Below are 12,753 nucleotides of genomic sequence, written 5' to 3'. Positions count from 1 at the left end.
AAAAAATGTAATCATAAAAGATGCTATCTTTTTGTAGGGATATACAGAAAGATAGCTTTTTTATTAAACAAATGCACTTACGTATATTTTGCTCAATGAATAATTAAGATGATAAAATTGATATAGAAATGTAAAGGGAGAGAATTGAATGAAGAAGCGAGAAACAAATAGCAATGAGAATGTAGTTACGTTATATGTTACAAGACATGGTAAAACAATATTAAATACGAACCATCGCGCGCAAGGTTGGGCAGACTCTCCGTTAGTAGAAAAAGGTGTGGAAGTTGCCACGAATTTAGGAATGGGATTAAAAGATGTTCATTTTATGAATGCGTATAGTAGTGATAGCGGCCGAGCGATTGAAACTGCTAATTTAGTATTAAAATATAGTGAGCAATCAAAATTGAAACTTGAGCAAAGGAAAAATTTACGAGAATTAAATTTCGGTATTTTTGAAGGTGAAAAGCTTGAAAATATGTGGGATGTGGTTGGAAAAGCTGCGGGCGTTGCATCACCAGAAGAACTTATGAAGTTTTCTATTCAAGAAGTAATTAATCTTATTAGAGCAGCAGACCCTACGAAACAGGCGGAAGATTGGGAATTATTTTCTACTCGTATAAAAGCAGAGATAGATAAAATTAGTGAAGAAGCTGCTAAAGATGGTGGCGGTAACGTTTTAGTTGTTGTTCATGGGTTGTTGATTACTACCTTAATAGAAATGTTAGACAGTAGTAAAACAAAACTTGGAGTGGAAAATGCTAGTGTAACGAAGATTGTATATCAAGATGGAACATACACAGTCGAGTCGGTTGGAGATATGAGTTATGTTGCAAAAGGGACAGAAAGTGTGGAAATATAAAGTGAAACTTTAATCAGTGGGGGTCTTACTGCCCATTAAAGCGGGATAAAAATAAGAAAAGGAAGATAGAGAAATAAACTGTACCCTATAGAATAGACACTTAAAAAAAGTCTATTCTATAGGGTATTTCTTGTATAATGAGAGAAAAATGAGAATCGGAGAAATTTCAAAATGACGAAAAAATTGCTTACAGAAAAGGAAATTCAAATATTATCAAAAAATCGATACGTAAAATCGGTAAGCCAAAAAGGAATTACCTATACCGATGAATTCAAGCGTATTTTTATTAAGGAAAATGAACAGGGTAAACCACCTCGTATTATTTTTGAAGAATGTGGTTTTGATATAGATATCATCGGTCTACAACGTATTGTGTCATCAGGAAATAGATGGCGTACGTCCTATAAGCAAAACGGTGTATGGGGCTTAAGAGACACACGTAAGGAAAACTCAGGAAGAAAGTCAGAAAGAGAACTTACATTAGAGGAGAAATATGCACGTTTGGAAGCGGAACGAAACTTATTAAAAGCTGAAAATGAACTGTTAAAAAAGATCAAATTTATGGAAGGGAGGATGGGAAAGAAATAACGTTACACGCTAGTCAAAAGTACCTATTAATTCGTTCTATCATTGAAAAATACCGCCTGAAAAATATGGTGAGATATTTGTGTCAGGTCGCAGGCGTTTCACGTTCTGGATACTATAATTATTTTTTAGCCATTTCTCAAAGTCGGCGAGAGAAAAGAATACATCAAGATGAAATAGTGAAAGAGATTATATTAAAGGCATTTCGATTTAAAAACCGAAAAAAGGGGGCTCGTCAGATCAAAATGACATTGGCGGGTCAATTTCAAGTTGTCTACAATTTGAAACGCATCCGTAGAATCATGAAAAAATATGGGATAATCTGTCCTATTCGTAGAGAAAATCCCTATAAAAAAATGTTGAAAGCGACGAAAGAACACTTCGTGGTACCCAATCGATTAAAACGCGAATTTAGGCAAGGTGTACCGGGAAAGGTACTTCTTACAGATATCACATACCTGTTTTATGGTAAGAATCAAAAAGGATATTTATCTACTATTCTAGACGGGTCTACGAATGAAGTTTTGGCGTATCATGTTTCAGAACGACTTACCTTAGATATCGCAACGACGACGCTGCACAAACTAAAGAAGAATAAGAAGGTACGATTAACGCAAGATGCCTATATTCATTCTGATCAAGGTGCTCATTACACAAGTCCTACCTATCAAAAATTAGTCAAAAAATTAAAGCTGGGACAATCTATGTCAAGGCGAGGAAACTGTTGGGATAATGCCCCACAAGAATCTTTTTTCGGGCACTTTAAAGATGAAGCACACATCAAAACTTGTACATCTTTCACACAGTTAAAACAAGAAATTAAAGACTATATGAAATACTATAATCAGCACAGATATCAGTGGAATTTAAAGAAGATGACTCCTGTCGAATACAGAAACCATCTTCTTGATGCCGCCTAACTTTTTTTAAAATGTCCTTTACAAAGGGTACAGATTAAAATCTAGCTTCCTTTTCTTATTTCTATTTATAAAATTAGGTTGGGGTATTTTAAGGGTGTAGCTTTTTGAATAAGGTCATTTTGCTGAAAAGGATATCTTCAATTTTTAACGAATACAAGGTTATAAATAAGAAAAAGTGGTGAGATAAATAGGGAGAGAATTTAATTTCTTTTTGGAAAATAAAACGGAAAAATGTATCATTAACAAGCTTCAGAGCGCGGGGTGTGTTTTTGCAGAAGATGAGGCCCAGTTACTTATGTCAGAGGCACAAACACCAGAGGACCTAAAGAAAATGGTGGAAATGCGAGCCAGTGGTTTACCACTTGAATATGTTGTTGGATACGCAGCATTCTGTGGATTGCGGATAGAAGTGGACCGAGGTGTTTTCGTGCCTCGTCAACGTACAGAGTTTCTTGTTCACCAGGCAAAAGCTCTGTCATGTTTTGATGATATCGTCGTTGATCTATGTTGCGGGTCAGGGGCTGTGGGTGTAGCTCTGGTGGAAGCTTTAGGACGAGTTGAATTGTATTCTGTTGATATTGACCCTGTCGCAGTACGATGTGCAAGCCGCAACGTAACAAATTTCGGTGGACATGTTTTTGAAGGTGACTTGTATAATGCCTTGCCTCATTCACTTAAAGGTCGTGTGAATATCTTAGTTGCAAACGTACCATATGTTCCTACCAAGGCAATAAAGCTGCTCCCACAGGAAGCTCGCCTACATGAACCAAAGATAGCGCTTGACGGGGGAGAGGATGGACTTCACATTCAGCGAAGAGTAGCAAAAGAAGCGTTTCTCTGGCTAGCACCGGGAGGTCATCTTTTAATAGAGACGAGTGAAATGCAGGCAACTCAGACCTTTGAAATTTTTGCTGATGCTGGGCTTACTCCGAAATTGGTTAGAGATGAGGAACTAGACGCTACTGTCGTTATAGGAGTGAATTCTCGTTTTTAGCATAAATTAGTACGTAGTTTTATTTACAAATGAGTACAAAATTTATTTTAAATTTACACGTGCCCGTTATTTGAAGAAGAAAGGACATAACATATGTTATGTCCTTTCATGTATTAATTGTTTCAATTTAGGTCTTGATAAAATCGAATCTAGCTTCCTTTTTTAAGTGGTAACGATTAAGGGATTAATAAAATCTTCCCTGTACTTTTTCTGCTCTCTAATAATTCATGGGCACGGGCACCGTCTTGTAAAGAAAATGTAGTAGGAATTGCGATTTTTACTTTTTCGGCCATAATCCATTCGAATAATTGAGAGGAGCGTTCTTTTCTCTCTTCATAAGATGTAAGCACGTTCCAAAGGTCTCCGCCAGTTAAAGTTTTCGAAGTATCCATAAGCATACGTGGATCAACGGGCGCAGGATTACCGCCGGCCATTCCGTAAAATACGACGGTACCACCAGTTTTAGTAGCGCTAAAACTTTCCTCTAATGTAGAACCTACTGATTCATATACAACATTTACTCCAGCACCGTTTGTTGTTTCAAGTACTTTCGCAGGCCATGCTTCCGTATATAAAAATACATGATCAGCACCAGCTAACGTGGCTATCTTTGCTTTTTCGTTTGATGACGTGAGGCCGATTACTTTTCCGCCCAGTAGTTTTATCATTTGAATAAGAAGTTGACCAACGCCGCCAGCCGCAGCATGTACTAGAGCTATATCACTTTGTTTTATTTGATAGCTATCTTTCGTTAAATAATGTGCTGTTAATCCTTGTAATAAGACAGAAGCGGCTGTTTCAAAAGAAATAGAATCTGGTAGTGGGATTACTTTTTCTGATGGGACGGCAACTAGTTCTGCATTTGCAAATGGAACATCAGCAAATGCAATACGGTCTCCAGGGCTGATAGTAGTAACATTAGCTCCTACTTTTTCAACAATACCAGCGCCTTCATAACCTAATATATAAGGCGGGTTACCAGCGAGATGATAATCGCCGCGGCGTCTATAAATATCAGCGAAATTTAAACCGATTGCTTTCGTACGGATAAGAATTTCATTTGGTTGTATGATTGGGTCATGTATTTCCTTATATTGTAGTACATCGGGACTTCCAAATTGTTCGAAACAAAGTGCCTTCATATGGAATACCTCCATTTGTATTGTTTGTCGATGCTCTTTATCATACAATACAAATATCAATAGACAAAGAGGATTATTTCGATGAAATCAATCGGAAATATCGATTGAAAAGAGGGATGATAAATGGAGATAAAACAATTGATTACATTTAAAGTAGCGGCAGACACTTTGAATTTTACGCAAACTGCGAAGAAATTAAACTTTGCTCAATCGAGCGTAACGGCGCAAATTAAAACGTTAGAAGCTGAGTTAGGTACGCCGTTATTTGAAAGATTAGGAAAACGTCTTTTTTTAACTGAAGCAGGCAAAAAGTTTCAATTATATGCCGACAAGATGATTGTACTCAGTAACGAAGCGAAAATGGCTGTGAAAGATGATGAGGAAATAGCAGGTACGTTAATAATCGGTGCGCAAGAGAGTCAATGTACATATAGGCTACCATCTATATTAAAGAGGTTTAAAGCACAATTTCCTCAAATAAAGCTTATATTTAAACCAGCACATTCCAATAAAGATGCGAAGGAACAATTGATGGAGGGAAAAGTCGATCTTGCATTTATTTTGGACGAATGTAAAACAGAAGATGCTTTACATGTGGAGCCGCTGATGAAAGAAGAATTAAAAGTAGTAGCTGCTTCAGGGCATCATTTACTCGGGCAAACTTCCGTTTCTACAAAAGATTTAGAAAGTGAGACACTGTTGCTAACAGAACTCGGTTGCTCGTATCGAACTTTATTTGAAGAGCTATTTCGCATAGAAGATGTGTATCCAGCAAATAAAATTGAGTTCGTTAGTGTCGAGGCGATTAAACAATGTGTTATTGCAGATTTAGGAATAGCTATTTTACCCGCGATAGTAGTAGAAAAAGATATACGAGAGGGGACGATAAAAGAGTTACATGTAGAAAATGCAATTTCATCGATTTACACGCAAATTGCTTGGCATAAAGATAAATGGATGACAGCGCCACTACAGCAATTTATTGATGTAACGAGGGAGTTTTTTACAACGGATTAAGTGGAGAAATATTTATTTTATATAATAGTAAAAATGGCAATTTTGTATTAAGAACCGATGCTTGCATGAAACGAGTATCGGTTCTTTTATGTTTTAAATAAAGGATGTTATAAAATGTGTATTTCTCAACTTTTTTTCTTAGACGGATACGTAAATTTCTTCGTATATTCCAATAATCATAAGGGAATTTACAACATTTATTCGTTTCTGTAAGATGCTCTAGGAAGCATGAAAGGAGGGGCGTACATAGGGGATAGATTGTCTTAATTATACGTACTTATTTTGAGGGAGGAAATTGAAAATGTTTAAAAAGCTAATGAAAGTATGTGCGTTAAGTGTAGTGAGTGTAGGGGTATTATTTAGTTTTCAAGAAAGTACATTTGCAGCTACCGATTTAAGTAGTTACTATGACGGGAAAAATCCAGCAACAACGAAAGTATACGGAGGAAGTACAACGTGTGATGCAGATGGATTTAATGCAAAGTCTACAGCAGTGTACGAAGGTAGTAAAAAAGTAGGAACAGTCTATTTACGTTACAGTAATAAATGTCATGCGGCATGGTCTAAGCTTGTTTTAGATCAACCAGCACCTTCTGTTTCTGGAGGAGTATATGCTTACGCTGTTATTAATAAATATAAAAATGGTGTATTCCAAAAATCAGTAGACTCTAATAGTGGTAATGGAGCAATTAAAACGGGTCAAACGAGCACCTATACAGGAATGGTATTTGATTTAACTGCTGATTTTGGTTATACAGCTGATGCTGAAGCGGTGACGATTAATAATGGCTACGGGAAAACTGGACGTTATTAATAAAGGAGTGGAATTCTATGAAGCTTTTTAAAAAGGTAAGCGCATGTCTTTGTCTGGCATTGCTCGTTGTAACTAGTATGTTTAGTACGACGAGTAATGATAAAGCATTTGCAGAAGACCATTCATATGATGGAAAAAGCCCTTACTACAATAGCTGTGATCAATCAGCAGTAACGAAAGAAAAGAAGTGGATTGATTCTAATTCATATGTGGAATTAAAATTTAGCACGACGTGTAAAACAGCGTGGGCAAAAGTTACTGTAACCCGCCTGGCAGTTTATAATAACGAAGCTGATGCAAGGATCGTCAGAAAAACCGATGGAAAGGCATATACTTGCGGGAGTGCTGGAGGAAATGGTGTTGTGAATAAAGGGCAAACATCATGTTATACGCCAATGGTATATGATTTAGATCCAAGAAAAGCGCAAGCGCAGGGGAAACATGCTATACCAAATAGTGATGCATATAATTATGCTGAGACGATTTGGTATTAATACGATTATAAATGTGTTAAGAGCTGTTATTTGATATAAAAAAGAAAGAGCCTTACTACATTTTATTGTGGTAAGGTTCTTTAAAATTGTTTAATAGGGGTCACCATACATGCCCATCAACTTAAGAGTGAAAAAAACTGATCTTTCATTCAGCCGGATTAAAACATTCTCAAAATAGAAGTATATACTTAAAAATGCACATACCAAATAAACCCTAACGGGTTTCACTTTTTTGATTATGCAATTTTCTTTTGTTTTCCAAGTTCACTATACTCATAGACAACACTCATAATATCAAAGACTGTCTTTTTCTCATATCTATGAGATTTCCGTCCATTCTTCTCTAAGAGGTGGAATAGGCGAATTAGAATCTTTGTCATTTCTATGGTGCTTTGTCGTATAGCTTGATACAACAGGTGTAAGTGATCTTGAATTATTCCAATCGCTTTATATTCACTTAATTCTCTTTTCTTCTTTTTCAAAAGAAGTTGACGCATTTTGAACATAGTAGAGGAGCACAGGAAGATAGCGATTAGCTTTCCATATAATTGGCACTCTAATCGTTCCTGTTTTACATGACGATAATGGTCTATTTTGAAAAGTGATTTCCACGTTTTAAAGATAATCTCTATTTGCCAACGTAAAGTATATAATTCATGTACCTGTTCCATCGGAACCCATTCCCAAGCTATATTCGTCACGTACACGTTTAATCCAGCTACAATTTTACTTTTCTCTGAGTACGTTCTATTTTTGGATTTTTCTTTTTCTGCGATCCTTTCTCGTCGTTTTTGAAGTTGTTTTTCTGTTAATCGATTAAAAATAACGCGCGCAAACAGTTGTTTCCTATCACCAATATAAGCATGTTTTAATTCAAATGTTTCTCCGGGTTGTAGTTGTTTCAAAATCTGTTTCATATCGATGTGTATGTATTCCGATTGTTTCTTAATTGCACCATTTTTAAAGTATTCTGGGTTTGAATTTTTCATATATACATTTGTATTTAGTTTTAAACGAGAAATATAGTATGTACCTCGTTGATCCATTTGATCTAAGTCTTCCAATGAAAAATAACCCAAATCACGAATACATAAATCCCCTGGTCGTAAGGTATCTAAGCACTCCGTACCAAATGTTTTATCATTATTTTTCCCTGGCCCAACTTGAAAGTTAAGAAATTCCCCGCTATGCAGATCATATTCTAATTGAATTTTGATTCCAGCTGTTTGGGCACTTCCTCCAGATCCTGGATATACATTCTCTAAAGCACTCGGCACTTGAAATACGGTGGCATCTAGAATACGAATTCGTTTGAAATAAGAGAAGAGATGGTTAGAAATTTTCGTTTGTTCACATACTTTTTTTTGTAATAGTAAAGAAAAAATATGTTGTAACAACAAAACTGCTTTAGCATTTAAACGTTTATTTAAACCCTCAGGGCTAAGTAAAGTACCGGTAGCTGCATGAAGCCTACTACATAATCGGACTAATGGATCACTTGCCACCCGTTGACTAATCCAGATACAAATAGCAGCTAAGTCTGATCCAGAAAACTTACGTTTTCGCTTTATAAATCCGAGTTCTCTAGCAAGTTTTTCTAAAAATATAGGAGTAACATATCGTTGTAATTCTTCCGCAAATGGTTGTAGTTCATCTTGAATTGATAGACTCATAAAAAAACGCCATCCCTTCTGTATATTTCTACAAAAATGATAGCGTATTTTTCCACTTTGGGATATTTTTTGTTAGCTTGATAGCGAAGTGGCAGTCTCTCTATAAAAGATTTCTTGGACAACTTAGACTTTTTATAAAAGTAATCCCTCAGTTCCAAGAGAAGCTCACCATTCTCAATTTTAGTTAGAAACATTTCTCACAAATAACGCACCAGTTAGTTGAACAAACAATCATCTTATTAAATTCTATCTCAATAGAAATTCAATTAATAATTTACATGAATTTTCACATGCCAAAAGCTTAAACCTTTTTTGGTCTTCAATAGTTTTATTATCTGCTTGGTCGGATACAGACTTCACACATAGGAATGGTATTTTATTAACATAAGAAACGTATGAAAAAGATGCTATCTCTTGGTCAACAGCAATAGCATTATGAGTACTACTTAATGATGATCTCAAAACATCTTCTCTAATACGCTGATCTCCCGATATAAACATCCCGTTGTTGATTTTATGTTCACTAGTATTGATAGCAAAATTAAGAAAATCACTAAATATAGAATTATCGCCATCAATAATCGATGTTCTACCAGTATACAGGTCCCACACATCATCGCCTTTTCCAGCATTCGTAACGTCATGTTGGAGCATTTGTCTTGCAATGACAATTTCGCCACCCTTTATGCTATCTGACAAACTTCCACAAATTCCTGTCATATATATTTCATCAGGACGAAACTCTGATATAAGTAATTGTGTACAACTAGAACAGTTTGTTTTTCCAACACCACTTATAACAGATATAATCTCTAAATTGTTAATACTATGATAATGGAATTCCCATGCGGCAATTTTACGAACTTTTCTACTCGGGTATTCTTCGTGTAAATAATTCAGTTCAGGTTGCCAAGCTGCAATTATTCCAATTCTTTTCATTTTCATCCTCTCCTCACCTAAATTATACCAAAAAATTCTTGTTTTAATATATAATTTAATCGGAATGTTAAAACAATTTAAGTCATCGATATATTAAATGCAAAAGGTAGGTAATTATATGATTCGTGAAGCTGAACCAAAGGACAGTAATATAATTGAAAATCTATATAAAAAATTAGCACCACATAGCAAAAATATTAAAGTTTTACCAGAAAGAATTGAGCAGATAAGGGATGATTCTAATAATTTTTTGTTTGTCTATGAGGAAAGTGGTAACGTCAAAGGAAGTATATTTATGACGTTTTGCCTTGATCCTGGATATCAATTTAGACCATATACTGTTTTAGAGTATGTGATTGTAAATGAAGATTTTCGAGGTAATGGGATAGGGGAAAAGCTATTGAAACATGTAGAAGAGATATCAATTACAAGGGGATCCACAAGAATTATCTTATTAAGTAGTGCAACTAGAATAAAAGCACATAAATTCTTCACTAAAAATGGATACAATGGAACCATAAGTAAGGGTTTCAAGACGTATATACCAATTAATTAAATTTTATTTATAGGTGTTTTTTCTTAGAGTGTTTAGAAAGAATAACATTTTTTTGTACTTAGGGGTAGTGAAAATTCTTAAGTTGATGGGCATGTATGGTGACCCCTAATAGATTAAGTATATTTCTTTACAAAGGTTTCTCTATATAATCGCTTTTAAGTATGGCCATAATAATTTCATCTGAGTATGTATCGTTATAAAATAAAGATTGACGTAAGGTTCCTTCTTTTACAAAACCAACTTTTTCATAAGCTTTAACTCCGCGTAAATTATGGCTAAATACTTCTAACTGTAACCGATTTAATGATAGTTGTTCAAAAACAAATCTTAAAACGATTTTAATAGCTTCAGTTCCATAACCTTGTCCTGTTAATGCTATGGAAAGCATTGATATTCTGAATACTGCTCTTTTGTTCTCCTCTTCGATATCTAAAATCGACAACTCTCCAATCATTTCGTTAGTGCTTTTTAAACAAATAGCGAAATCATAGCGACTTGAATCATTATTTATGTGATTTATATGTGTTTTAATTTGCTCCAATGAAAAAGTAGACTTGGTTCCAGTCATATATCTTATTTCATCATCCATTGTACTTTCTAATATAATGGGTGCATCTAGCTGACAAAGAGGTCTTAAATAAATTCTTTCACTCTCTAATCTCATTATAATTTTCTCCTTAAGGTTAGTAATTATATAAAAACTTCTTGGGAGTTTTATTTTGTGTATTGTTTGAAAAATATGATTATTAATTTGATATTACATGTATTTTATGATGGTATGGTATACCTAAAACAAATGATAAAAGTTTTATACACAACAAAATGTATTAACGAGTTTTTAATAGATATTTTAAGCTGAAAAATAAGCATGTATCACTAAACTGCATCGTAGTTCAACAAAAATTAAATTATTTTATCGTCACTTTAAAAGCGCATGTTTTGATCGCTTTTCAAAACAAGCCCTTTCTTTTTATTTATCCCCCCTTAACGGATAGTAAGATTCCACATTCGAATTGCGAATGAAACAAAGTAGGTAGGTAGAAGTGGGCTCACTCATAAAAGCCTGATTTAGTATGGATGATCCTTTGGAGTTTTTGGGATAATTTAACATTAAATATTTTCTTTTATCCAAATTTATGCTGTAATTAAAGCAAAGGAGGCAAGTAGATGAGTAATGATATTAAACGATATGTAATTTGTACTTTTATAGGTACATGGACACTTTGGGGGTTATTAATTAACTTAATAAAATTAAACATTACGACATTGGGTACACCGCTTGCGATGATATTATTTGTTTTCGGTGGGATCATGCCGGCAATCATTGCGATTAGTTTAAAGAAAAAATATGGATCACAAGAGGAGTTTAGAAGGTTCATTAAAAATATTGTAAATCCTAAACATCACTTTGCATGGTATATTCTAATCATTATTCTAGCCTTTATAAGCTGTTATCTTCCAACGATATTTGGTGGAGCAACGATGCAAAAACCATTATACGTGGCATTGCTTAGTTTTCCAATAATGATCGTTGGTGGTGGTCTTGAAGAAATCGGATGGAGAGGATTCTTACAGCCTGCCCTTCAGAAAAGATTTTCGGCATTTTTTAGTACGATTATTGTGAGCTTTATATGGGCTATTTGGCACTGGCCGTTATGGTTTATTCCGGGCACGAATCAAACTCAAAGGGATTTTATAGCTTTTATAATTACGACAATTGCCATATCGTTCTTATTAACTACAATTTATAACGCAACTAAAAGTATTTTTATGTGTCTAATTTTTCATGCGCTTCTTAATTCTTTTTGGAGTGTGTACGTGCCAAATGATAAAGTGTTACCAGCGTTTTCAACTTTTATTTTCGGAATTTTCGTGTTTGTTTTGTATACATTCATAATAAAAAGAAAGAACCTCTTATTGATTAGGTAACTGAAATTATAGAAGGAAACATATTAATATATTTTTTATGGATATGAAACTAGTTAGTAAGAACACGACACAAACATAATTAAAATATATTACAAGTTTGTGCCGCAAAAAAATTGCAAAACTATAAACAACATCAAAAAGAATGAAGGGCCTTTCCATATATATAAACACTGCTAACGATAGTTATAGTAATTCATTTGTTTGAACGATTGAATTAATTAAGATTAAGATCTGTATTAGGAGGGGTGTACCCAAGGTGACGAGCCATAGATACAATTTGTCCTTTATGGTGAAACTCATGCGTCTCCGTATGAGTTAAAAGCCATAGCGGAGTTATGCTCCAAGGCTCTTTTTGCCATTTTACTTCATTTGCTATATTTTCGAGCCAACGGTCGTTGTATTCCTCTAAAAACCGTTGTACAGTCTCATCTACTAACTTAAATCTAGCACGGACTTTCTCTACATCTGCATGCTCAATTTCATCATCACTAGCAAATGAAAAATCTGCTCGCTTTTGCTTAAATGCGAATGATCCAAGCCAGTATCGGTAGCAATCAGCTACATGAATATGGGTCTTTATAATACTACCGTTTCCGAAATTGGGAACAGTGCTATGTAATTTTTCTAGCGGGATTTCTTCCAAAAACGAAAATAAAGTTTCTCTTGTAGAGCTAATAAGGTGATATTGCTGTTTTAAAACATGTAACATGAAATTAACACTCCTTTTTTGTTTACTAAAATATTTGTGCAGTAAGTAATTCTATATTTACGAGGGGTGAACCTTTTTATTAAGCATATTAGGTGTATTTATTAATTGTTTCTGATAGATTA

At 34.6% G+C, this 12,753-nt stretch carries 13 protein-coding genes; 8 read left to right on the top strand and 5 right to left on the bottom strand.

Features of this window, described 5'->3' with window-relative positions; translation table 11 throughout:
* Positions 1–148: 148 nt before the first annotated feature.
* The 3 genes from MKY00_RS17000 to MKY00_RS16990 all read left to right on the top strand — a co-directional run bounded on the left by MKY00_RS17000 (position 149) and on the right by MKY00_RS16990 (position 3,358).
* Entirely contained in the window at positions 149–859 is a 711-nt protein-coding gene (locus MKY00_RS17000; protein WP_000745512.1) for a histidine phosphatase family protein, read from the top strand.
* A gap of 171 nt (positions 860–1,030) precedes the next feature.
* Positions 1,031–2,364, top strand: a protein-coding gene (locus tag MKY00_RS16995; RefSeq protein WP_085966774.1) for an IS3 family transposase whose coding sequence is annotated in 2 segments (ribosomal slippage) — positions 1,031–1,418 and positions 1,418–2,364 — 1,335 coding nt in all. Because the reading frame shifts where the segments join, the coding sequence is not laid out codon by codon here.
* 211 nt (positions 2,365–2,575) lie between these two features.
* Positions 2,576–3,358: a putative protein N(5)-glutamine methyltransferase gene (locus tag MKY00_RS16990; RefSeq protein WP_016718151.1), complete on the top strand. Its 783-nt coding sequence runs from the start codon at positions 2,576–2,578 to the stop codon at positions 3,356–3,358.
* Positions 3,359–3,534: 176 nt separating this feature from the next.
* Here MKY00_RS16990 and MKY00_RS16985 read toward each other — a convergent pair whose 3' ends face one another.
* Complete coding sequence (locus MKY00_RS16985) at positions 3,535–4,500, bottom strand: quinone oxidoreductase family protein (RefSeq protein ID WP_016718150.1); 966 nt, start codon at positions 4,498–4,500, stop codon at positions 3,535–3,537.
* A gap of 123 nt (positions 4,501–4,623) precedes the next feature.
* On the opposite strand from MKY00_RS16985, the gene MKY00_RS16980 reads away from it, so the two are divergent.
* From MKY00_RS16980 to MKY00_RS16970, 3 genes are all read left to right on the top strand, one after another.
* Positions 4,624–5,517, top strand: a complete 894-nt coding sequence (locus MKY00_RS16980; protein WP_016718149.1) for a LysR family transcriptional regulator — start codon at positions 4,624–4,626, stop codon at positions 5,515–5,517.
* A gap of 301 nt (positions 5,518–5,818) precedes the next feature.
* Positions 5,819–6,331 (top strand): DUF2690 domain-containing protein, encoded by a 513-nt coding sequence (locus tag MKY00_RS16975; protein ID WP_001969383.1) that lies wholly within the window; start codon positions 5,819–5,821, stop codon positions 6,329–6,331.
* 17 nt (positions 6,332–6,348) lie between these two features.
* The gene (locus MKY00_RS16970) at positions 6,349–6,825 is read left to right on the top strand and encodes a DUF2690 domain-containing protein (RefSeq protein ID WP_016718148.1); all 477 of its coding nucleotides are present in this window, start codon (positions 6,349–6,351) and stop codon (positions 6,823–6,825) included.
* 236 nt (positions 6,826–7,061) lie between these two features.
* Here MKY00_RS16970 and MKY00_RS16965 read toward each other — a convergent pair whose 3' ends face one another.
* Together MKY00_RS16965 and mtnN are read right to left on the bottom strand one after the other, a co-directional pair.
* Positions 7,062–8,498, bottom strand: a complete 1,437-nt coding sequence (locus MKY00_RS16965) for an IS4 family transposase (protein WP_016718147.1) — start codon at positions 8,496–8,498, stop codon at positions 7,062–7,064.
* Between the two features lie 246 nt (positions 8,499–8,744).
* Positions 8,745–9,437 (bottom strand): 5'-methylthioadenosine/S-adenosylhomocysteine nucleosidase, encoded by a 693-nt coding sequence (mtnN, locus tag MKY00_RS16960; RefSeq protein WP_000821100.1) that lies wholly within the window; start codon positions 9,435–9,437, stop codon positions 8,745–8,747.
* A 118-nt stretch (positions 9,438–9,555) separates the two neighbouring features.
* Here mtnN and MKY00_RS16955 point away from each other — a divergent pair, with 118 nt between their 5' ends.
* A complete protein-coding gene (locus MKY00_RS16955; RefSeq protein ID WP_016718145.1) occupies positions 9,556–9,993 on the top strand; it encodes a GNAT family N-acetyltransferase in 438 nt (145 codons plus the stop codon).
* A gap of 127 nt (positions 9,994–10,120) precedes the next feature.
* Here MKY00_RS16955 and MKY00_RS16950 read toward each other — a convergent pair whose 3' ends face one another.
* Entirely contained in the window at positions 10,121–10,657 is a 537-nt protein-coding gene (locus MKY00_RS16950) for a GNAT family N-acetyltransferase (protein WP_016718144.1), read from the bottom strand.
* A 503-nt stretch (positions 10,658–11,160) separates the two neighbouring features.
* Between MKY00_RS16950 and MKY00_RS16945 the strand changes: the two genes are divergently transcribed.
* Positions 11,161–11,922 (top strand): CPBP family intramembrane glutamic endopeptidase, encoded by a 762-nt coding sequence (locus MKY00_RS16945; protein WP_016718143.1) that lies wholly within the window; start codon positions 11,161–11,163, stop codon positions 11,920–11,922.
* A 214-nt stretch (positions 11,923–12,136) separates the two neighbouring features.
* Here MKY00_RS16945 and MKY00_RS16940 read toward each other — a convergent pair whose 3' ends face one another.
* Positions 12,137–12,631, bottom strand: a complete 495-nt coding sequence (locus tag MKY00_RS16940) for a DinB family protein (protein WP_016718142.1) — start codon at positions 12,629–12,631, stop codon at positions 12,137–12,139.
* Positions 12,632–12,753 lie beyond the last annotated feature (122 nt).

It is taken from the genome of Bacillus sp. FSL R9-9834 (assembly GCF_038006905.1).
Taxonomy (GTDB): Bacteria; Bacillota; Bacilli; order Bacillales; family Bacillaceae_G; genus Bacillus_A; species Bacillus_A pacificus.
The sequence above is the reverse complement of the archived record's forward strand: the minus strand, read 5'-3'. Positions and strand labels throughout refer to the sequence as shown.